Origin of the sequence: Lacinutrix sp. Bg11-31 (genome assembly GCF_002831665.1) — a bacterium.
Taxonomy (GTDB): domain Bacteria; phylum Bacteroidota; class Bacteroidia; order Flavobacteriales; family Flavobacteriaceae; genus Lacinutrix.
In genome coordinates this window covers 2777169-2797035 of the sequence record NZ_CP025118.1, presented here as the reverse complement: position 1 = coordinate 2797035, position 19867 = coordinate 2777169, and the positions used below count along the sequence as shown (strand labels likewise).

At 32.0% G+C, this 19867-nt stretch carries 22 protein-coding genes and 1 tRNA gene; 15 read left to right on the top strand and 8 right to left on the bottom strand.

Annotated elements, in window-relative coordinates:
• Positions 1–104 precede the first annotated feature (104 nt).
• The 4 genes from CW733_RS12570 (at position 105) to CW733_RS12555 (ending at position 4584) form a co-directional block, all read left to right on the top strand.
• Positions 105–1124, top strand: a complete 1020-nt coding sequence (locus CW733_RS12570; protein WP_100997505.1) for a sugar nucleotidyltransferase — start codon at positions 105–107, stop codon at positions 1122–1124.
• A gap of 89 nt (positions 1125–1213) precedes the next feature.
• A complete protein-coding gene (locus CW733_RS12565; protein ID WP_100997504.1) occupies positions 1214–2578 on the top strand; it encodes a lipopolysaccharide assembly protein LapB in 1365 nt (454 codons plus the stop codon).
• Positions 2579–3355 (top strand): DUF4292 domain-containing protein, encoded by a 777-nt coding sequence (locus CW733_RS12560; protein WP_100997503.1) that lies wholly within the window; start codon positions 2579–2581, stop codon positions 3353–3355.
• Positions 3355–4584, top strand: a complete 1230-nt coding sequence (locus CW733_RS12555) for a murein hydrolase activator EnvC (protein WP_100997502.1) — start codon at positions 3355–3357, stop codon at positions 4582–4584. Before CW733_RS12560 ends, CW733_RS12555 begins: the two co-directional genes overlap by 1 nt.
• Before the next feature lie 46 nt (positions 4585–4630).
• Here the strand turns inward: CW733_RS12555 and CW733_RS12550 are convergent, their stop codons facing one another.
• Together CW733_RS12550 and CW733_RS12545 are read right to left on the bottom strand one after the other, a co-directional pair.
• Complete coding sequence (locus CW733_RS12550; protein ID WP_100997501.1) at positions 4631–5140, bottom strand: acyl-CoA thioesterase; 510 nt, start codon at positions 5138–5140, stop codon at positions 4631–4633.
• A 173-nt stretch (positions 5141–5313) separates the two neighbouring features.
• Positions 5314–6252 (bottom strand): SPOR domain-containing protein, encoded by a 939-nt coding sequence (locus CW733_RS12545; protein WP_100997500.1) that lies wholly within the window; start codon positions 6250–6252, stop codon positions 5314–5316.
• A 104-nt stretch (positions 6253–6356) separates the two neighbouring features.
• Here CW733_RS12545 and dprA point away from each other — a divergent pair, with 104 nt between their 5' ends.
• On the top strand, positions 6357–7460 hold the full coding sequence (gene dprA / locus CW733_RS12540; protein WP_100997499.1) for a DNA-processing protein DprA: 1104 nt from the start codon (positions 6357–6359) through the stop codon (positions 7458–7460).
• Positions 7461–7547: 87 nt separating this feature from the next.
• On the opposite strand, the gene CW733_RS12535 is transcribed toward dprA, so the two are convergent.
• The 5 genes from CW733_RS12535 to rseP form a co-directional block, all read right to left on the bottom strand.
• A complete protein-coding gene (locus CW733_RS12535; protein ID WP_100997498.1) occupies positions 7548–7865 on the bottom strand; it encodes a hypothetical protein in 318 nt (105 codons plus the stop codon).
• Positions 7866–7911: 46 nt separating this feature from the next.
• Positions 7912–8043, bottom strand: a complete 132-nt coding sequence (locus CW733_RS16735; protein ID WP_255411462.1) for a hypothetical protein — start codon at positions 8041–8043, stop codon at positions 7912–7914.
• A 54-nt stretch (positions 8044–8097) separates the two neighbouring features.
• A complete protein-coding gene (locus tag CW733_RS12530; RefSeq protein WP_100997497.1) occupies positions 8098–8697 on the bottom strand; it encodes a hypothetical protein in 600 nt (199 codons plus the stop codon).
• A gap of 173 nt (positions 8698–8870) precedes the next feature.
• Positions 8871–8944, bottom strand: a tRNA-Asn gene (locus tag CW733_RS12525).
• A 68-nt stretch (positions 8945–9012) separates the two neighbouring features.
• Positions 9013–10353: an RIP metalloprotease RseP gene (gene rseP / locus CW733_RS12520; protein WP_100997496.1), complete on the bottom strand. Its 1341-nt coding sequence runs from the start codon at positions 10351–10353 to the stop codon at positions 9013–9015.
• Positions 10354–10521: 168 nt separating this feature from the next.
• Between rseP and CW733_RS12515 the strand changes: the two genes are divergently transcribed.
• The 4 genes from CW733_RS12515 (at position 10522) to CW733_RS12500 (ending at position 13730) form a co-directional block, all read left to right on the top strand.
• On the top strand, positions 10522–11196 hold the full coding sequence (locus CW733_RS12515; protein WP_100997495.1) for an SCO family protein: 675 nt from the start codon (positions 10522–10524) through the stop codon (positions 11194–11196).
• 72 nt (positions 11197–11268) lie between these two features.
• A complete protein-coding gene (locus CW733_RS12510) occupies positions 11269–11502 on the top strand; it encodes a FeoA family protein (protein ID WP_100997494.1) in 234 nt (77 codons plus the stop codon).
• Positions 11495–13597 (top strand): ferrous iron transport protein B, encoded by a 2103-nt coding sequence (feoB, locus tag CW733_RS12505; protein ID WP_100997493.1) that lies wholly within the window; start codon positions 11495–11497, stop codon positions 13595–13597. The genes CW733_RS12510 and feoB overlap by 8 nt, the downstream gene beginning before the upstream one ends.
• Before the next feature lies 1 nt (position 13598).
• Positions 13599–13730, top strand: coding sequence for a FeoB-associated Cys-rich membrane protein (locus tag CW733_RS12500; RefSeq protein ID WP_100997492.1), 132 nt, complete (start codon positions 13599–13601; stop codon positions 13728–13730).
• 135 nt (positions 13731–13865) lie between these two features.
• On the opposite strand, the gene CW733_RS12495 is transcribed toward CW733_RS12500, so the two are convergent.
• Positions 13866–14288 carry a hypothetical protein gene (locus CW733_RS12495; RefSeq protein ID WP_100997491.1) on the bottom strand — a complete coding sequence of 141 codons (423 nt, stop codon included), beginning with the start codon at positions 14286–14288 and terminating at the stop codon, positions 13866–13868.
• A gap of 122 nt (positions 14289–14410) precedes the next feature.
• Here CW733_RS12495 and CW733_RS12490 point away from each other — a divergent pair, with 122 nt between their 5' ends.
• The 6 genes from CW733_RS12490 to CW733_RS12465 all read left to right on the top strand — a co-directional run bounded on the left by CW733_RS12490 (position 14411) and on the right by CW733_RS12465 (position 19862).
• Complete coding sequence (locus tag CW733_RS12490; protein ID WP_100997490.1) at positions 14411–15070, top strand: metal-dependent transcriptional regulator; 660 nt, start codon at positions 14411–14413, stop codon at positions 15068–15070.
• The gene (locus tag CW733_RS12485) at positions 15057–15857 is read left to right on the top strand and encodes a transporter (RefSeq protein WP_100998831.1); all 801 of its coding nucleotides are present in this window, start codon (positions 15057–15059) and stop codon (positions 15855–15857) included. The genes CW733_RS12490 and CW733_RS12485 overlap by 14 nt, the downstream gene beginning before the upstream one ends.
• Positions 15858–15930: 73 nt before the next feature.
• Positions 15931–16845, top strand: a complete 915-nt coding sequence (locus tag CW733_RS12480) for a metal ABC transporter solute-binding protein, Zn/Mn family (RefSeq protein ID WP_100998829.1) — start codon at positions 15931–15933, stop codon at positions 16843–16845.
• Positions 16845–17582, top strand: a complete 738-nt coding sequence (locus CW733_RS12475) for a metal ABC transporter ATP-binding protein (protein ID WP_100997489.1) — start codon at positions 16845–16847, stop codon at positions 17580–17582. The genes CW733_RS12480 and CW733_RS12475 overlap by 1 nt, the downstream gene beginning before the upstream one ends.
• Positions 17582–18709 (top strand): metal ABC transporter permease, encoded by a 1128-nt coding sequence (locus tag CW733_RS12470; RefSeq protein ID WP_100997488.1) that lies wholly within the window; start codon positions 17582–17584, stop codon positions 18707–18709. The genes CW733_RS12475 and CW733_RS12470 overlap by 1 nt, the downstream gene beginning before the upstream one ends.
• Entirely contained in the window at positions 18702–19862 is a 1161-nt protein-coding gene (locus CW733_RS12465; protein ID WP_100997487.1) for a metal ABC transporter permease, read from the top strand. The genes CW733_RS12470 and CW733_RS12465 overlap by 8 nt, the downstream gene beginning before the upstream one ends.
• Positions 19863–19867 lie beyond the last annotated feature (5 nt).

Here is a 19867-nt window from a genome sequence, read left to right as displayed (position 1 = left end):
AATACAAGTTTCTTACAAGGTTTTTTAAAACCTGATAGGTATAGAAGCATAATGTTTAATTAATAGATTTTCGCTTTTGCAGAAATGAAAATAAAGATTTTAATATGAAAATAATAGTACCAATGGCAGGAAGAGGTTCTCGACTGCGTCCACATAGTTTAACAGTACCAAAACCATTAATTCCAGTAGCAGGACAACCAATTGTACATCGTTTGGTAAAAGATATAGTAAAAGTATTAAACCAACCTATTGAAGAAATAGCCTTTGTTTTAGGTGATCCAGCTTGGTTTGGAGACGATGTTGTTTCAAGTTTAAAAGATTTAGCAAAAGGATTAGGAGCAAAAGCTTCTATTTATAGACAAGATCAACCATTAGGTACTGGTCATGCTATTATGTGTGCAAAAGAATCACTTTCTGGACCAGCAGTTATCGCTTATGCAGATACGTTAATTCGTGCGGATTTTAATTTAGATCCAGAAGCAGATGCTGTTATTTGGGTAAAACAGGTAGATCAACCAGAAGCTTATGGTGTTGTTAAATTAAACGATAACAAAGAAATTGTAGAATTGGTAGAAAAGCCAGAGCAATTTGTTAGCGATTTAGCAGTAATTGGAATTTACTACTTTAAAGAAGTTTCATATTTAAAAGATGAGCTACAAAAAGTACTAGATAATAACATCATTAATGGTGGAGAATACCAAATTAATGATGGTATTAAAGGCATGATGGCAAATGGGAAAGTTTTTAAAACTGGAGAAGTTAGCGAATGGATGGACTGCGGAAATAAAGCAGTAACTCTAGAAACAAACCAACGTATGTTAGGTTTCTTAAAAGCAGATGGCGAAGAGAAATTAATAGCAGATTCTGTAAAAAATGAAAATTCAAATATTATTGAACCTTGCTATATTGGTGAAAATGTTGTTTTAAAAAACACTACAATTGGGCCAAATGTTTCTATTGGGAATAACTGTACTATTGAAGACAGCACAATTAAAAATAGCCTTATTCAGAATGAAACAACAATAAAAAATGCTAATTTAGACGAAGCCATGATTGGTAACCACGTGAAGTACGATGGAAAATTTACTAAAATTAGTATTGGTGATTATTCTATTTTAGAATAACTGAGTTCATGTGAAGGCAGAAATCTTATTGATTTTTTGGAATAATTTTTGAAGTGTCATTTAGAGCGAGAGCGAAGAATCTAACATAAATGAAAAAACTAAGCTATATATTACTTTTTATCTTCGGAATACTGCTATTTCCGGTAGTTGCTTCTGCGCAAGTAGATTTTAATGCAACACCAGATGATGATTTAGGAAATGTATCAGACGAGTTTCAAGAACTTTTTTACGAAGCACTAAAAGAAAAAGCAATAGAAAACTACGATAAAGCCATTACAGCATTACAAAAATGTATTGAAATGGACGACTCGCAATCTATTTTGTATTTCGAATTAGGTAAAAATTACAATAAGCTTAAAAACTTTGGCGCTGCTGAAGATGCACTAAAAAAAGCAGTGAGTAAAGAGCCAGATAACGAGTGGTATTTAGACGAACTGTACGAAAGCTATGCGCAACAAAAAGACTACGATAAAGCCATAAAAACAATCAAGCAACTGGTAAAATACCATCCAGATTACAAGGAGGATTTAGCCATGTTATATGTAAGAACAAAAAACTTTAAAGATGCACTTAAAGTGCTTGATGATTTAGATGAAGAAATAGGTACTTCAGATCAAAGAGATCGTTTACGACATCAGATTTATAATGCTACAGGACAAAAAAAGCAGCAAATTAAAAACCTTGAAGAGCGTGTAGACGATAATCCAGATGCCGAAAAAAACTACCTAGCTTTAATATTTAGATATAGCGAAAGTAACGAGATAAAGAAAGCGTTTGAAACTGCTAAGAAATTATTAAAAGTACATCCAGAATCGCAATTAGTGCACTTAGCATTATATAAATTTTATTTAGATGATGATGAAGCAGAAATGGCTATAAAGTCTATGAAAGTAGTTTTAGGCAGTAGGCAAATTAAACCAGAAGCGAAACTAAAAGTACTAGCAGATTTTGTAAACTATGTGAGTAAGAACCCACAATACGAAAAAGATTTAGTAGACATTACATCTTTGGTTAGTGAAAGTGCTGCAGATGCAAAAACTTTTATTGAAATAGCACAATACTATTTAGCAAAAGACGATAAAATTAAAGCAATAGAATACTACGCAAAAGCACAAGTTATAGAGCCTGACAATTTTGGAATATTAAGAAATATTATTTTACTGCATTTAGATTTAAGTGAGTTCGATAAAGCGGAACAAAAAAGTGCCGAAGGCTTAGAAAAGTATCCTTCTCAACCAGTGCTTTATCTTATTAATGGTGTTGCACTAAACCAATTAACAAAATACAATGATGCTATAGAAATTATTGAAACAGGTTTAGATTATATTATAGAAGATAATAAAATGGAAGCAGATTTTTATAAGCAATTAAGTAAAGCTTATACTGGTTTAAACAATTTAGCTAAAGCAAAGACGTTTAGTGATAAAGCGAAAAAATTAGAAATCCCTAATTAAATGACATTTAAACCTCAAGTAGTATCGCTAATACTTATACTTTGTATTGGTTTTGTAAGTTGTAGATCTGCGAAAACAATCACAGATAATGGTACGTTAAATGCGAATCTTTCAGCACGCCAAATTATAAAAAATAACGCTAAAAGCGAATCCAAGTTTAAGATGCTAAGCGCTAGATTGAAAATTGAATCTAACGATGGTAAAAAGTCGCAATCTGTTTCTGTCTCTTTAAGGATAGAAAAAGGTAAAACCATCTGGATGAGTAAGCTAGGTATTGTAAAAACTTTAATTACACCAACAAGAGTTGCGTTTTACAACAAATTAGATGGCACTTATTTTGATGGTGATTTCACTTATTTAAGCGAGTTGTTAGGAACCCATTTAGACTTTAACAAAATACAAGCTTTACTTTTAGGAGAACCTGTTTTTAAACCAAATACAAAAGACTACGAAGCTTCTGTGTTTGAAAAATCGTATCTGCTACAGCCTAAAAACCAAAACGATTTATTCGAATTGTTTTTGCTTTTTAACCCAACGCATTTTAAAATGGATTCTCAAGAAATTTCGCAATCTAAAGAAAAACGCCTGCTTGAAATAGACTATTTAGCATATCAAGAAGTAGAGAAAGAGATTCTTCCAGAGCGCATAAAAATTCTTGCTTTAGAAAATAAAGATCAATTAATAATAGACCTTGAATATAAGGGCATAGAGTTAAACCAAAAGCTTAGGTTTCCTTTTAGGATTCCTTCAGGTTACGACCAAATAGAATTAAAATAATGACCAAGTTTCAAAATAAAGTGTTAGTTTTTAGTCTCCTGTTTTTTAGCAGTGCATTTGTTTTTGCACAAAGCGGAAAACAAGAGGAGTTAGAAGCTAGACGTAAGGAGTTGTCAAGAGAAATTCAGCAGATAAATAAATTATTATCTTCAAATCAATCGAAAAAAAAGTCAGAGGTTTCTCAAATAGAAGATTTAAACCACAAGGTTAGTGTTCGTGAGAATCTTATAAAAGTTACCAATCAACAAGCCAATTTATTAACACGTGAAATTAATACCAATCAAAAACAAATAACTACCAATCGCGATGAGTTAACCCTTTTAAAAGAAGGTTATGCTAAAATGCTTCAGAAAGCATATAAAAATAAAAACAAGCAAAGTCGTGTAATGTTTTTATTGTCTGCAACTAATTTTAAACAAGCTTACAAACGTGTTCAGTATTTAAATCAATATGCAGATTACCAAAAAGAACAAGCCGATAAAATAAAGATTAAAACAATAGCGCTTCAAGAGGCAAACACCAATTTGTTGGTTCAAAAAGAAGCAAAGAGTAAACTTATTTCGGAAAATAAAAAAGAACAAAAGACTTTAGAAATAGAGCGTAAGCAGCACGAAACTATTATGAAGTCTATTAAAAAAGACTTAAATAAATATACTGCTCAAATTAAATCAAAGCAAAAAGAAGCGAGACGTATAGATGGTCAAATAGATAAATTAATTAGAGATGCCATTGCAGCTTCAAACAAAAAAGCTGGTGTAAAGAAATCTACAAAATCTAAGGGCTTTGCATTAACAGCAGAAGCTAGAGCGCTCGCTGCAGACTTTTTAGGTAATAAAGGTAAATTACCTTGGCCAGTAGAAAAAGGTGTTGTAAAACTACGTTATGGTAAGCAACCATCTCCTGTAGATCGTAATTTAACTATTAACAGTAATGGTGTAAGAATTTCGACAGAAAAAGGTGCAAAAGTTCGTGCTGTGTTTAATGGAGAAGTTATGGGAATTTTAAAGCCTAAACGTAGCAATCCTATTGTAATGATAAAGCATGGTAATTATATTACTACTTATCAGAATCTTGGTAAAATATTCGTAAAAACAGGAGATAAGGTTAAAACCAAACAAGAAATAGGTGAGGTTTTTACTAATCCTACAACAGGCGAAACTGTTTTAAAATTTAGAATAGATAAGGATAATAAAACTCAGAATCCTTCTAGTTGGATTTTTAAGATGTGATGCAAAGTGTCATCCTGAAATTGCTTCAGGATTCTTAGTTAAATTTCTACTCAAAGAGCGCCTTCAACTCTGTAGCATCATTAGGTTTTATTTTACCAGCTAGTAACAAACTTAATTGCTTTCGTCTTAAAGCACCTTCAAAACGTTTAATTTCTTCTTCGGTTTCAGGAGTTAATTCTGGTACACGAACAGGTCTTCCCGTTTCGTCTACAGCAACAAAAGTATAAATAGCTTCATTAGCTTTGGCTTTTACGCCAGACTCTCTGTCTTCTATCCAAACGTCTATATAAATTTCCATAGAGCTTTTAAAAGCACGAGACACTTTAGCATCTACAGTTACAACACTCCCTAAAGGAATAGCACGATTAAAAGCAACGTGATTAACAGATGCTGTTACTACAACACGTCTAGAATGACGACGCGCACTAATACCTGCAGCACGATCCATTCTAGCCAATAATTCACCACCAAAAAGGTTGTTAATTGGGTTGGTTTCACCAGGTAAAACCATATCTGTCATTATTGTTCTTGATTCTTTTGCTGTTCTTGCTTCCATAATATTTCCTGCGAAAGCAGGAATCTGTTTAATGAGTTTCTCTTAATTTACACTTCATTATTTTTAGCTGAAATATATTTCAATCTCAATAATACTTAGTGTAAAATTTAGAAATGCAAAGGTAAGCCGATTTAGAAGCTCAGCCTTAAGTTTTAGAAAATATTAAGAGAAAATTAGTCTAAGTTTTTAACCAATAACCAAGCAGCTTCATTGTTGCTTTTACGAATAGAATTTAACTCGCGAAGCGCTTCGTTTCTATCAGTAAAACTAGAGTAAGCAACTTGATGTAAACCGTATTTATTAGCACCAATTTTTCGAGCTTTAAAACCTTGCTCTTTTAATTGTGTTACTTTTTTATCACAGTTTTCTTCCATTCTAAAAGCGCCAGCAACTATATGATAGTTTCCAGATTGCTTACTTACATTTAATGTTGCAGCAGGCAATGGATTACTAATAATAAAAGTAGCTTCTTGAATTTTAGTTTCTAATTGTGTGTTAGCTTCTTCTTGTGCAATTTGGTTTTGAGATTCAATCTCATTTATATAATTATTACCAGAAACCAAACCACTTATAGTTAGTGCAATTAAAGCAATAGCAGCATATTTAAGATAAGGTCTAGTTTTACGTTTTTCTGGAGTAATTGTTAACGGAATTACTTTTTCAATCGCGTCAACTTCTTCTTTGTAAACTTCGCGTGTTACAGCAGGAGAAACTAATTGAGACAATCCAAAAGCATTAGTTAAATAGTTTAAGTGATAGCTTGGGTTAAACTCTATTTTTCCTTCGCTATTAAGCTTTAAATCACCAATATTTTCAAGAGAAAGTGTTTCACCTTCAGTTAAATTAGACTTAAGAGATTTTACACGTTTTGCAATTTTTTCGGTAGCAGCTTCAAAAGGTATTTTTTCTACATCAGCAATATAACGTGCTAATAAGCCATCGTTAGTTTGTATTTGCTCGTTAAACGATAATCGTTTTTTTGGCGGATAAAAAGCATTTGTAGTTTCGTGAACAGTTGCAGATACGCGTTGTGATAAAAAAGCACCAAACTCAGGTACAGTAACACATTCGTAACGGTATAATAAATCGCTTATGTAAGTCTCTAATTGCATAGAAACAAAGTTAAGATTTTTTATTAGGGAATAAAATGTAGGCCCTATTAGTTATTAACACCATTAAAATTCTTTTATTGTAGTCTCAAAATCAATTAGATAAAATGACGGAAAACGACTTGCTTTACACTTTAGCGCTACAAAATGTCATTAAAATTGGTGATGTAACAGCAAAAAAACTCATTTCCCACTGTGGTTCTGCCGAAGCTGTGCTTAAAGAGAAGAGGCAAAACCTCTTAAAAATTGATGGAATTGGAAGTGTTACTATTTCCGATTTATTTAGCCGAAATCACCTTGAAGCAGCAGAAGCCGAACTTAAATTTATTAAAGATGAAGGCCTAAAAACACATTATTTTAATTCTGATTCCTATCCTGAAAGACTAAAACATTGTATCGACAGTCCTATTTTGCTTTTTGAAGCTGGAAATATAAACTTGAATAAAAAGCACATTATTAGTATTGTGGGTGCGCGTAAAATTACCACTTCTGGTATTGCGTTTTGCGAAAAGCTAGTTGAAGAACTCGCTATTTACGATCCGGTTATAGTTTCTGGTTTTGCTTATGGTACAGATATTACTGCACAAAAAGCAGCTATAAAACATAATTTGCAAACTATTGGTTGTTTGGCGCATGGTTTAAACCAAATATATCCTAAAACACATAAAAAATATATGGCTGAGGTTGAGGGTAATGGCGGTTTCTATACCGATTTTTGGAGCACTGCTAAATTTGATCGTAATAACTTTTTAAAACGTAATCGCATTATTGCAGGTATTAGTGAAGCAACTATAGTTATAGAATCTGCTGTTAAAGGAGGTAGTTTAGTAACTGCTGATATTGCAAATTCTTATAATCGCGATGTATTTGCTGTTCCTGGTCGTACTACAGATTCTCAAAGTGTTGGTTGTAATAATTTAATTAAACACCAAAAAGCACATTTGTTGTCTACACCCTTAGATGTGCCTTACATACTTAATTGGCAATTAGAAGACGATAAAAAAACGGTAATACAAAAGCAATTATTTATAGAGCTTGACGATAACGAAAAAGTAATTTATAATTACTTAAAAGACAAGGATAAGGTAATGCTAGATATTATAGCCTTAAACTGTAATATGCCAACCTTTAAAATTGCTGGCTTGTTATTAAATATGGAATTAAAAGGTGTTGTAAGACCTTTGCCAGGGAAATTGTTTGAGGTTATTTAGTGTTGTCATTCCTGCGAAGGCAGGAATCTATTTTATAATATTTATTTCGCTATCTGTGGATTTCTGCCTTCGCAGGAATGACAGAATTCAATTTTCAAAATAATTTATACTTTCATGTGTTTTCTCCCATTCAGTTTTTCGATAAAAGTACGCTTCTAAATAACTGTTTTTAAATGCGTTTTTTTCTTCATTTGTAAAATTAGGATTGTATTCTGTAGCAAGTTTTTCGAGCTTTACTGTGTTGTCTAAAATTCTCTTATAAGTAATAGTTTTTCCTTCGTCACTTATAAAATAGAAAGTGTTTTTATCAATACTTAAAATTTGACCAATTTTGAGTTTAGTGTTATCTAGGTCGACTAAATGAAATGTATTATTCTTTTGGGTGTAACCATAGCTATAGCTCATTCCTGCAGGATCACTGTATTTATAAATGACTCCTGGTTAATAAAAATTAAGTATGGCATAATGCTTTTCCGGAGTTTGTAGCTTCAAGATACCAATTACCAGTAATATCAATTTCTTTCTCTTGTGCATTGCAAGAAAAAATAAAAAGCATTAATAATAGTGAAAGAGAATATTTCATAATTAACTAATTAGTATAAATAGTACGTCGTTTGCTTCCGAAAGTATGGAGTAGTTAATCTCTAGGTGAAATTATTTCGTTCCCTCTTATTTTTATTGTGTTAGCTTCTGCTATATTTTCTTTCGTTTTAGTTATCAATTTTATATGATTGATCTCAATATTATTTGACGTTTTAACCTTGCTTACTAGTATTTTTAAAATATAGTCTTCGTCTATTAAGTACGTATTATAATTTGTATTAATAATATTATCATTTATTTGATATAGTACTGGGCTATCATCTAAATTAAGAAACTTTTTAGAAAGTGCTTTAAGTGATATTTGGCTGTGTTTGTAGTTAGAATTCATTTTTATTAAAACCTTTCCATAGTACTGTTTGTTGTTTATAGTAAAATTTCCTTTTTCAATATTAAAACTTTCTATTTTCTTAGGACTAATACTATTTAATAAATATTGGTCATCAGTAAAATCATCGTTTATATAATATGCAACTGGTTTAGATTTTTGTTTCTGCTTAATACTATCTCTGTAAGAGATTACTATTTCTGAATTCTCAGAATATTTTGGGTTTTTAAAAGCTTTCTTTTCTGGTGATGTTTGACCAAAGGATAAAGAGGAGATCAATAAGACTATTAATAATGTAGTATTCTTCATTGCATTAATTTTCAACAAAGATTCAATTTTAATATACCTAAAACAAGTATCAATGAGTGAACGCTGCTTTTGGTTGAGTGAAGCTATAAGAGCTTAATTGTTTGTAGTGGTTTGTTATAGAAGAGTTTACTCCATAAAAAAAGCCACTATTTCTAGTGGCTTCTGTAAACTTGCTCCTCTTCTTAGGCTCGAACTAAGGACCCTCTGATTAACAGTCAGATGCTCTAACCAACTGAGCTAAAGAGGAGTGTTTTTCGCTGTTGCGAGCGCAAATATAATCTGTTTTTTAGATACTGCAAAACAATTTTTAATTTTTTATTTAAAAATTGCTTTAAAAATGTCGTTTCCGTTGGCAAAGAGCACTAAACCTATTAAAATAAAGAAGCCTACAGTTTGTGCATACTCCATAAATTTATCGCTTGGCTTACGTCCAGAAACCATTTCATATAGTAAAAACATTACATGTCCACCATCTAAAGCAGGAATTGGTAATAGGTTAAGCACACCTAACATTATAGAAAGGAAAGCTGTAATACTCCAAAAAACAGGCCAACTCCAGGTGTCTGGAAAAACATTTAATATTGCGTAAAAACCTCCAACACCTTTATAAGCTCCAGTTTCAGGATTTCCTATTTCTTTAAGCTGTCCAAAGTATTTACCTACTTGCCCAGTAAATTTATTATAACCACCACCAAAACTTTCTCCAAAAGAGTATTCTTTAGTTGTCATTGTAAAATAGCCTAGATCTTGCATCATTTGGTGCGTTAATCCAGAGCTAATACCAAACTTTGCATTGTTGTCAACTTTTAGTGTTTCAGTAATTAGTTCCTGGTCTCTTAGTAATGTAACACTAACCTCTTTTCCTTTTGATTCGTTTAGTATTGGGGTTAATTCATCAAAATATTTTAATGCCTTACCATTAACAGCCTTAATTAAATCACCATCTTTAAGATTTGCTCCTTTATTTAAAGAAGAATCTTGAATAGCTCCAATAACAAAAGGACGACGCATTTCAAATAAATCTCTACGTTTACTATCAGAAAACTGACCTAAAAAATCTACAGGCATTGTAATGGTTTGCTCTACACCATTTCTTGTAAAAGTTATTGTTTTTGCGCCAATAAAATTTCCTTTAATGTCTGATACATATTTAACATCATGATCTCCAACCTTAGTAATATTATCACCAGTTTTAAAACCTAAATCTGTTAACAATGGATTCTCAACTAAATAACCATCTTGAATACTTGTAGCATCTATGTTTTTATCTCCATAAATAAAAGACAAGAAAAAATAAATAACATAAGCCAATACAAAGTTTACAATTACACCACCAAGCATAATAATTAAACGTTGCCAAGCTGGTTTAGATCTAAATTCCCAAGGTTTTGGTTCTTCTTTCATGGCTTCGGTGTCCATGCTTTCGTCTATCATTCCAGAAATTTTTACATAACCACCAAGCGGTAACCAACCAATTCCGTATACAGTTTCACCAATTTTTTTCTTAAAAAGGGAAAACTTAACATCAAAAAACAAGTAGAATTTTTCTACTCTAGTTCCAAATAATTTTGCTGGTATAAAATGTCCAAGCTCGTGAAGTATGATTAATAGTGAAAGACCCAGTAGAAACTGAGAGATTTGTATAATAATTCCCATGTAATTTATCTATTCATTTTTATAACGCCCAAAAGTAAGTATTTAGGCTTAGTTTAAAAAGCTATTGCTTAATTGCTTTGCTATTTAACATCAATTTATGAGCCAAAAAAGTGGTTTAAGAATCGTTTGGGTTGTATTTTTGTAGGATATTGACTTAATTCTTCTTTTATGCTTTCTTTTTTTAAAGATTATAAAAAATTTGCGATTGGATTTTTTATCCTTTCAACTATAATAGTTTTCATTATATATAACATTTTAAATGTTGAAAAACCCTTACCAATCTACCAGCCTAATAATGTTGAATCCACCTTGGTTGATAGTACGATTCAACATGTAAAAAAGTATCATAAAATAGCCGATTTTAGCCTAACTAACCAAAACGGAAAAACCATCACCCAAAACGATTACAAAGATAAAATCTATGTAGCCGATTTCTTTTTTACTACTTGCCAGACTATTTGTCCGATAATGACAGATCACATGGGTGTAATTCAAAAAGAAATATTAAATGATGATGCTATTATGTTGTTATCGCATTCTGTAACTCCAGTTATTGATAGTGTTGCACAGCTTAAAAAGTATGCAATACAAAAAGGAGTAAACGATGCTAAGTGGAACCTTGTAACAGGTGATAAAAAGAAAATTTACGAGCTTGCAAGAAAAAGCTATTTAGCTGTAAAATCTGTAGGTAATGGAGATAAATACGATATGATCCATACCGAAAACTTCATGCTTATCGATAAAAAACGTCAAATTCGTGGTTTTTATGATGGTACAGACCCAGAAGCTATTTCTCAGCTCTTAAATGATATAGAAAAGTTAAAACGTATGGAAAAGCAATAGTTTTTAGGTTTTAAATTTTTAGCTTAAGTTTTTTCTCTTACTTTTGCTTCTTTAAAATCAATCTAAATAAGCTTGCAACATACAATAGCACATTTAAAACGCGGAGAAAAAGGAATAATTACTGATGTTTCGTCAGAACTAATCCCTTTAAAACTTCTTGAAATGGGATGCCTTCCTGGTAACCTTGTAGAGTTAGTACAAGTTGCACCTTTTTCGGACCCATTATATCTAAATATTAATGGAAGCCATTTAGCAATTAGAAAAGAAACGGCTATTCACATTTTAATAGATAGAATAGATGAGTAAGCAAATAAATGTAGCCTTAATAGGGAATCCTAATACTGGAAAAACATCTGTTTTTAACGCACTTACAGGTTTAAACCAACAAGTTGGTAACTATCCAGGTATTACTGTAGAGAAAAAAGAAGGTATTTGTAAACTACCTCGTGGAGTAAAAGCTCATATTATAGATTTACCAGGTACGTATAGTTTAAATGCATCGTCTTTAGACGAAAACGTAGTTATAGAATTACTTTTAAATAGAAACGATAAAGATTTTCCAGACGTAGCTGTTGTAGTTAGTGATGTCGAAAACCTAAAACGTAACCTATTACTTTTTACACAAATTAAAGATCTTGAAATTCCTTGTTTACTTGTTGTAAACATGGCAGATAGAATGCGTAGAAAAGGTATTACGCTAGATGTTGAGTATCTAGAGCAGCAATTAGAAACCAAAATAGCTGTTATTAGTACACGTAAAAACGAAGGTATAGAGAATCTAAAACAACAAATCGCTAATTATAAAGAGTTATCTCTTAAGCCTTGTTTAAGTGCATCAGAAATTGATGTTGAATACTTTAATAGATTACGTAAAGCTTTTCCTAATCAACTATTATATAAATTATGGTTAGTTATTACTCAAGATGTAAATTTTGGAAAAACAGATAGAAAAGATATTGATGCTATTGCTAGTTTTAAAACAAAGTCTAAAGGCGATTTAAAAAGGCTTCAGCAAAAGGAAACCATAAAACGTTACCAGTTTATTAATAATGTTCTTAAAAAAGGACAAACCATAGATGCGTCTCAAGCTACAGATGTTCGTGCTAAATTAGACCGTATCCTAACTCATAAAGTTTGGGGATATGTTATTTTCTTTTTTATTCTTTTAACCATTTTTCAAGCCATTTACGATTGGTCAAGTATCCCAATGGAATGGATAGATTCGTCTTTTGCTTCACTAAGTAATTGGGTGAAATCTACATTTCCCGGAGGCGGAAAAGTGACAGATTTAATTGCCGAAGGTATTATTTCTGGACTTGGTGGAATCGTTATTTTTATTCCGCAAATAGCATTCTTATTCCTTTTTATTGCCATACTGGAAGAAAGTGGCTATATGAGTCGTGTCGTGTTTTTAATGGACAGAGTCATGCGTCGTTTTGGCCTAAGCGGTAAAAGTATTGTGCCTTTAATCTCTGGAACAGCTTGTGCAATTCCAGCAATTATGGCAACTCGAAATATAGAAAGTTGGAAAGAACGTTTAATTACTATTTTAGTTACACCCTTTACAACCTGTTCGGCACGTTTACCTGTGTATTTAATTATTATCTCGTTGGTTATTCCAGAAGGAAGAATACTAGGTTTAAGCTATCAAGCATTAACTCTAATGTTATTGTATCTTATTGGTTTTGGAGCAGCAGTTGGATCGGCTTGGATTTTAAATAAAATTCTAAAAATAAAGAGTAAGTCGTTTTTCGTGGTCGAAATGCCAAACTATAAAGTGCCACTTTTAAAAAACGTAGCATTAACGGTTTTAGAAAAAACAAAATCTTTCATCTTTGGTGCAGGAAAAATAATTTTAGCAATTTCAATTGTTCTTTGGGTATTGGCGTCTTATGGTCCAGGCGAACAATTTAATAATGCCGAGAATATTATAACAGAACAGTACGCACAAGATAATTTAAGCGAAGACGAATTAGCACATAAAATAGACTCACACAAACTAGAGCATTCTTTTATAGGGATTGCTGGGCATGCTATCGAGCCAGCCATTAGACCTTTAGGTTACGATTGGAAAATTGGTATTGCCATTGTAAGTTCTTTCGCAGCTCGTGAGGTTTTTGTAGGAACTCTAGCAACTATTTATAGTGTTGGTAGTGATGACGAAGAAACCATTAAAAACCGCATGGCAGGCGAAGTAAATCCAATTCTTGGAGGACCATTGTTTAATTTTGCTTCCGGAATTTCACTACTGTTATTTTACGCTTTTGCTATGCAATGCATGAGTACTTTAGCGATTGTTAAAAAAGAAACCAATAGCTGGAAATGGCCAGTATATCAATTTACAATAATGACTGCAATTGCGTATATTGTAGCTTTAATTGCCTATCAATTTTTGAAATAAAATGAATATTATACTTCAAAATATTATCGTTTTTATAATCCTAAGCTTTGCTGTAGGATTTCTTGTAAAGAAATATTTCTGGAAAAAGAAATCCAAGAAAGCCTGCGGAACAGACGACTGTGGTTGCCACTAAATCTAAAGCTTATTTTTTTTGGGCGTTTTAACAGGCTATCACTACTCGCTTTTTTTGAGAAAAATAAAAAAGAGCTCAAACATACCGTTCCATCCTTAACGCACTTACTCAAATAGAGTTAGATGGTTTTTAAAACTAATGTCTAATTTGAAGCTGAATATAATAATCTTCAGCATTAATTTTATTATCATACTTAGGATAAGGAGCAATATTTAAACTTGAGACATTAAATGCTTCAGAAGAAAAGACATTACCAATCTTATTAATTAAAGAAATTTTAGGAGAAAAAACAACGCGTTTTTGTTCTATTTTTTCTCCGTTTTTAAAGACATCTAAAAGTACTACAGCTTCTCCAGCCCAAATACATTGTACGCCTTTTGGACAACGCGAATCACTTTCTATAGCCACAAATTTGAATTCTAAATCTTCAATGCTAATGGTTTTTCCATACATTAATTTCGAAACAATCTTAGGTGTGTCAACTTTAACTTTTGTGGAATCTTGAGCCAATCCAGCAGTTGTAAATAATATTACGAGTATAAATAGTATGTTTTTCATTAGCAAGTGTGTCTTAGATACTAAATATAACTTAAATCATACCAAAGTCATTAATTTTGAATTTTTTAGTTACATTTGTTTAATATTTAAGTAAGCTTAAAAATTAATTAAAGTAATTAGAAATGTCTGTAGCTATAGAGAATTTTGTAAAAGCCATTTACAAAAATAATAATAATGCAAGTAACGATACGAAGCCAGGTAATATCGCTAAAAAATTAGGTATTAGTAATGCTGCAGCAACAGATATGGCTAAAAAATTAGCCATTAAAGACTTATTGCACTACGAAAAATACAAAGCCTTAAAACTAACAGAGAAAGGAGAGAAGATGGCTCTAAATGTTGTTAGAAAACACAGGTTATGGGAAGCTTTTTTGCATAAAACCTTCGATATGTCTTTGCATGATATTCATCGTGAAGCAGAGCTTTTAGAGCATGAAACCTCTAATTTTTTAGCTAATAAAATTAGCGAATACCTAGGGAGTCCTAAGTTCGATCCGCATGGTGATCCAATTCCAAATGAAGATGGAGAAATTACAACTATCGATACTTCTGTGAGTTTAGCAGATACCCAAGAGGGTAAAACGTATACTATTTCTCGCTTAATGAGTGACGATAAAGAATTCTTCGACTTTTGTGCGCAAAACGGCCTTAAATATGGTAATACTATTGTTGTTTCAAAGCAATTAAGTAATAATAAAATGACTCAAATATTAATTAGTAACAACACTATTCTTCTAAACGAAGATTTTACTAAAATTATCTATGTTAATGAAGTTAATTAAACAACTAAGAAACTCAATATTAGTTTTAATACTTACAGGTTCTACTATGGTCTTTGCTCAAGAAAACAATACTCTTGAAGCGTTAATTACAGACAGACCAGATGCTACAGAATCTCCAACAGCTATGCCTAAAGGTTTCTTGCAAGTAGAAAGTGGTGCGTTTTACGAGAGTTTTGAGGAGAACAATATAAAAAACGAAGATTTTACATACAATACTATGCTTGTTCGTTATGGTTTACTAGATAATTTAGAACTTAGATTGGGTTACGATTATACAGATAGTAAAACAAAATTTAATGGTAACGAAGTGGCTTCTATAAATAGTTTTTCTCCAATGCTTTTAGGTTTTAAAGTAGGTATAGCAGAAGAAAAAAGAACAATGCCAGAAATTGGTTTTTTAGTACATTTGTACTTGCCTTTTTCTGTTAATAAAGATATTAGACCAGAAAATACTGGTGTAGACTTTAGATTTTCTTTTGCACATACTTTAAATGAGAGATCTAGTCTATCTTATAATTTAGGTGCTGCTTGGGAAAACGATAGCCCAGAAGCTGCTTACTTATATACAATTGCTTATGGTTATAGTTTAACCGAAAAGCTTGTTGCTTATGTTGAGTTTTACGGCGATTTTCTAGAAAACAATAAAGCTAATCATTTTTGGGATGCTGGATTGTCTTATTTGCTGTCTAACAATGTGCAATTAGATGCTACTGTTGGGTCAAGCATAACAAAAGGTCAAGATATATTAATAAGTGCTGGAATTAGTTTTAGAATTCCTAAATCATAATAAAAACGGTCACTTCGAGTGATTTTGAAATATGAAAAATTGTATCGAGAAGCCATTAATAAAAATAGTAAACATGAAAAAAAACATACTTATAATTGCAATTACAGTACTCTTGTTTAACTGTAAAAATGATATAAAACAAGAGAATGGAAAATTAAATATTGTAACAACTACAACCATGATAACTGATTTGGTTAATAACATTGGTGGCGATTTAGTGAACACTCAAGGTTTAATGGGAAGTGGAGTAGATCCACATTTATTTAAAGCTAGTGAAGGAGATGTTTCTAAGCTAGTAAACGCAGACATCATTTTCTATAACGGTTTACATTTAGAAGGAAAACTAGTTGAGGTTTTCGAGAAAATGGGAAGTAAAACTAAAAACACTGTAGAACTTGGTGCAGCTCTAGATAAGTCTCAATTAATAGGGTCGGAGTATTTTGCTTCAAATTACGATCCACATGTGTGGTTTAATATTGCTTTTTTTAAGCAATTTGCTAAAAATGTAACGGTAGTTTTATCTGAAAAGGATCCTAAAAATGCAACTAGTTTTTTAGAAAATGAAAAACTATTCCTTCAGAAATTAGAAGTTTTAGAGCAAAAGGTTTTAGCTACAATAGAAACACTTCCAAAGAAAAAAAGAATATTAGTTACAGCACACGATGCCTTTAATTACTTCGGAAAAAACTATGGTTTTAATGTTGTTGGATTACAAGGATTAAGTACAGCAACGGAAGCTGGAGTTCAAGATGTTCAAAAATTGGCTACCTTTATAATAGAAAATAAAGTAAAAGCCATTTTTGTAGAAAGTTCTGTGCCTAAACGTACTATTGAAGCATTGCAAGCAGCTGTAAAATCTAAAGGACACGATGTTGTTATTGGTGGCACTTTGTTTTCTGATGCATTAGGAAATGCAGGAACTGTAGAAGGAACTTATTTAGGAATGTTTGAGTATAATGTAAATACTATTGTAAATGCATTGAAATAATGAGCAAAAAAATAGCAGTAAAAGTAGACGATTTAACAGTGGCTTACAACTACAAGCCAGTGCTTTGGGATATTGATTTAGAAATTCCAGAAGGTGTTCTAATGGCTATTGTTGGACCAAATGGTGCTGGAAAATCAACACTTATAAAATCGATTCTCGGTATTTTAAAACCTATTGCAGGAAGTGTTTCTATTTATGGAAAACCTTACGAGAAACAAAGACAGTTAGTTGCTTACGTACCGCAAAAAGGAAGTGTAGATTGGGATTTCCCAACAACTGCTTTAGATGTGGTAATGATGGGAACTTATGGTAGTTTAGGTTGGATTAAAAGACCAAGACAAAAAGAGAAAAAAGCATCTTTAGAGGCTTTAGAGAAAGTTGGTATGTTGGCTTTTAAAAGTAGGCAAATAAGTCAGTTGTCTGGCGGACAGCAACAACGTATTTTCTTAGCACGTGCTTTAGTGCAAAACGCATCTATTTACTTTATGGATGAACCTTTTCAAGGTGTAGATGCTACAACCGAAATTGCAATTATCAATATTTTAAAAGAATTGAGAAAAGCTGGTAAAACAGTAATTGTTGTACATCACGATTTACAAACTGTTCCAGAATATTTTGACTGGGTAACGTTTTTAAATGTAAAGAAAATTGCCACAGGACCAGTTAAAGATATATTTAACGACGATAATTTAACAAAAACCTATGGTATTAATTTTAAAGTAAGTGTTCAAGAATAATGGATATCCAAGAATATTTTTCATTAGTCTTTAGCGACTACACATTAAGAACAATAACGCTTGGTACAGCTATATTAGGAGCAGTAACTGGTATGTTAGGTAGTTTTGCTGTGCTTAGAAAACAAAGCTTACTTGGTGATGCTATTTCGCATGCTGCTTTGCCTGGAATTGCTATTGCTTTTTTAATTACAGGAGCAAAAGACTCCAACACTTTACTTTTAGGTGCTTTAGTTAGTGGTCTAATTGGTACGTTTTGGATTCGTAGTATTGTAAAGAAAACACATCTAAAAAGTGATACAGCCTTAGGTTTAATTTTATCTCTGTTTTTTGGTTTTGGTATGTTATTATTAACGTTTATTCAAAAACAGCCTAATGCAAATCAAGCAGGATTAGATAAATATCTCTTTGGTCAGGCAGCTACTTTAGTAGAAAGTGATGTTTGGTTAATGGCAATTGTAGCTGGCTTATGTTTATTCGTTTTATTGCTATTTTGGAAAGAATTTAAACTCCTACTTTTTGATGCCGATTATACTAAAACACTAGGATTCAATACAAGGTTTATAGATGTATTAATTACCAGTTTTATTGTACTGGCTATTGTTTTAGGCTTACAAACCGTTGGTGTTGTTTTAATGAGTGCCATGCTTTTAGCACCTGCTGCTGCTGCAAGACAATGGACAAATAGCTTGTCGACCATGGTTTTTTTAGCCGCTATTTTTGGTGCATTTTCTGGTGTTTTTGGTACAGCTATTAGCGCAAGCCAAACAAACCTTTCAACAGGACCAGTAATTGTTTTGGTGGCTTCAGTTTTTGTGCTTTTTTCGTTTGTGTTTTCACCTAGTCGTGGTTTGTTGTTTAAGCAAATAAGATTTATAAAAAACCGGCGTGATTTAGAACAGCATAAAACGTTAGCATTTATGCATCATATTGCAGAAACACACGAGAATATTTCGCATCCTCATGCTATTAAATTATTAAATAATTTTCAAGGTTATACACGTTCTACGCTTCAAAAATTAGTAGAAAAAGATTATGTAGAGCTGCAAGGAAATATGTGGAGTTTAACTAAAGTTGGTTTTGAAACTGCAGCAAATTTATATACTAAGCAATCTACAGAAGATGAATAGCGCTCAAATTGAAATACAGCTTATTGCGAGTTTAGTTGCCATTGCTTGCGCAATTCCAGGTACATTTTTAGTGCTACGTAAAATGGCGATGATAAGTGATGCTATAAGTCATTCTATTCTTCCGGGAATTGTAATTGGTTTTTTTATTACTCAAGATCTTAATTCACCATTATTAATTTTGTTTGCTGCCTTTACAGGTATTATTACTGTTGTTTTGGTTGAGTATATTCAAAAAACAGGACTTGTAAAAGAAGACACTGCTATTGGTTTAGTGTTTCCTGCTTTGTTTAGTATTGGAGTTATTTTAATTGCAAAAAATGCTAACGATGTGCATTTAGATGTAGATGCTGTACTTTTGGGAGAATTAGCATTTGCTCCTTTTGATAGATTATTAATTTCCGGAATAGATGTTGGTCCAAAAGCTTTGTGGATTATTGGTGTTATTTTACTAATTACAGTTATACTTTTAATTGCTTTTTTCAAGGAATTAAAAATAAGTACATTTGATGCTGGCCTAGCAGCTTCTTTAGGTTTTTCGCCTGCGATTATTCATTATGGACTAATGAGTGTCGCTTCGGTTACAACAGTTGGTGCTTTTGACGCCGTTGGAGCCATTTTAGTAGTCGCTCTAATGATTACTCCTGCCGCGACTGCCTATTTGCTAACTACGGATTTAAAGAAGATGTTAGGGCTCGCTATCACTTTTGGTGTTATGAGTGCTATTTCTGGTTATTGGTTTGCACATTGGTTAGATGCTTCAATTGCTGGCTCTATTACAACTATGTTAGGTTTGCTATTTTTACTTGTGTATTTGTTTGCACCAAGCAAAGGTATAATTGCAGTTATGTACCGTGAAAAGCAACAACGTACAGAGGTCTCTTTATTAACTTTTTTACTGCATTTAAAAAACCATAGTGAGTTAGAAGAAAGGCATGTTAATCATTTACGCGAACATATTAATTGGCAAAAAGTGCGTGCTAAAACAGTTTTAGAATTAGCGCTGAAAAATAATATGATTGTGGTAGATAAAAATATTGTTTCACTTACCGAAAAAGGTGATACGTTTACCTCTAAAGCAATAGATTATATTATTACCAATGAAGATACACAGATTGAAGACATGAAAGATGATTTCTTTTTATTTAGAGGATAATTTGT